Origin of the sequence: Marinobacter gelidimuriae (assembly GCF_000372805.1) — a bacterium.
In the GTDB taxonomy this organism is placed as follows: Bacteria; Pseudomonadota; Gammaproteobacteria; order Pseudomonadales; family Oleiphilaceae; genus Marinobacter; species Marinobacter gelidimuriae.
The window spans coordinates 1-2,009 of record NZ_KB889844.1; the positions used below are offsets into that span (position 1 = coordinate 1).

Below are 2,009 nucleotides of genomic sequence, written 5' to 3' on the forward strand. Positions count from 1 at the left end.
ATAACAAATCTATGAATCAGAGCCGAGTCTTCAATTGATGCCTGACGAATTTCTAAACCTGACACTGTATTCTCCCATTTCTAGCAATATATAACGCTTGCAGCATGCGCGCCCATGGAATGGAGCCGAAGGCGCAATGTAATGGGCGTCGCCGTGCCTGCTATTGTTATACCTCTACACATGGTCTGCATAAGTATGTAAATAGCCGCCTTCCATTAAATCACTTTGGAATTTATCCGGATATTTTGACTTAAGCCGACGAACTAGGTCCTCGATCACATTTTGTCCTTTCTCGCCCATGGCATAAGAGTAGCGGTGAAAAATTAGAAAACTGGACATATTTATAGGCAGATGATCCAATCGCATGTGTTCCAAGAAACTGTACCTTTCCAGTAAAGCCCAATATCTTTTTAAATTATTTAGACCTGTATAAGTGGGAATGCAATTTAAAGCAAGGACTGGAAGTAATCTTACAGGGACAAAGCTCCTTACTAGGCTTGCGTACATTTTTTCGTCATTTTCATATTTGCTAATCGTATCTCTACACTCTAAAGATAACTCACTAAACTGCTTCTCTTTATTTCTAATGTTGTTTTTAGCTATAAATTTCAACAACTGATATAGAACCCGAAAGTACTGTGATAACTCGACGTTCTCTAATATGTGTTCCTGTCGCGCTGCCAAGTAACTATCGACACTTACACTATCGTCGGTTTCTAGGTTATGGAGGTAACCACTAAAATCAACCGATTTAAAATCCAGGTCCTTTACAGCGCGATTATGCAAATCTAACAAAGAATAAAATGTAGATTCAAACTTCTGAGCTTCATGATTTTCAACCTGCTTTCTCTGTGATTCAGCTCCATCTTCAAGAGCATTAATCGCAGTAGTTAACTCTTCTCTTTGCAAGAAAACCGTATACAGCAACGCTAAGAATGATAATGAAGCAAAAATAGCCCCTACAGCCCCCCCAATATATGCGCCAAAATCCCCCCAGTCGGAAGATTTAGAGCTAAAGCCGCCCGAAAACTGATCAAAATAAAAATAACAAGCCACAGCAACAATAGATATAGCTAAAGCCGTAGCAACGAGAACAACTTTCTTTAACATTTAAATTCCCAATTCTGCGTGATGCCTACTGAGGTATAACGCTGCCAGCATGCGCGGCTACGAAATGAAGGCGAAGCCGCAATGCAGTAGCCGTCGCCGTGCCTGGCCTTGTTAAAATTCGCTACTCAACAAAGCCAGCAGTGGACATTTCATTGATTATTTTGTTTGCCAAACTCTCTGCGAAAACCGTGTTAGTTATGTTAGCCAAGCCCGATGCAGAGGTACTGGCTTCCATGATGAAAGCCTTGTGCTTCGTTTCCATATCAAACATGGTTATCGAATAGCCTTGCTGCCGACTGAAGGAATACATTGCCATGGAGTTCGCGCTACCCGAAATGGTATTGCCGTAAACTGTAGCAGATCCAAATGTTTGAGACCCCATATACTGGCTGTTAGTCGCACCTGATCCGATACCAACGATTAGCCAACCATCGATACCATTCTGATCAATGATTTCGAAAATTCGAGGCTCTGAGTATTCTCTGGTAGGGGGGAACAGGTCATCCTTCGTTATGCACTCTACTGACCTTTCCCTTAGACCACTGCACAGCTCAGTGATCATTAAGTCTTTGAACTCAAAATTCGCATTCGGTGCGTCAACTAATATTTTCGAGTAAGTTCGATCCCTATGCTCGGGATCGACGTGCGTTTGCATTTTTGTTGTCGCGCAACCGGTCATTAAGAGCATGAGAAGTGCTACAGATAGACTCTTCATCGATACCTCCGAAGGGATTTTAACGCCCAAGCTCAGCCGCGGGGTTGCCGGAGCGAAGCGGCGGCAAAACCGTCGGCTGGAGCGCCTTGTTGGGCCGCATTGCTCATAGGTTCTTGAACTTATCCATGGTTCTTTGCATGAACTCTTCGCCTGCTGAGTCAATCTCTTCGAACTGAGCTTTCGC

At 43.4% G+C, this 2,009-nt stretch carries 2 protein-coding genes; both read right to left on the minus strand.

The features are described from left to right. Positions 1 to 174 precede the first annotated feature (174 nt). Positions 175 to 1,110 carry a putative phage abortive infection protein gene (locus tag A3OI_RS0103190; protein ID WP_018402897.1) on the minus strand — a complete coding sequence of 312 codons (936 nt, stop codon included), beginning with the start codon at positions 1,108 to 1,110 and terminating at the stop codon, positions 175 to 177. A gap of 121 nt (positions 1,111 to 1,231) precedes the next feature. Further along, a partial coding sequence (locus A3OI_RS0103195) for a hypothetical protein (protein ID WP_228702878.1) occupies positions 1,232 to 2,009 on the minus strand: 778 nt, incomplete at its 5' end.

What these genes read in the sequence shown, in the direction of transcription:
- A3OI_RS0103190 (WP_018402897.1), bottom strand. Translation starts at nt 1,110, where the DNA reads ATGTTAAAGAAAGTTGTTCTCGTTGCTACGGCTTTAGCTATATCTATT.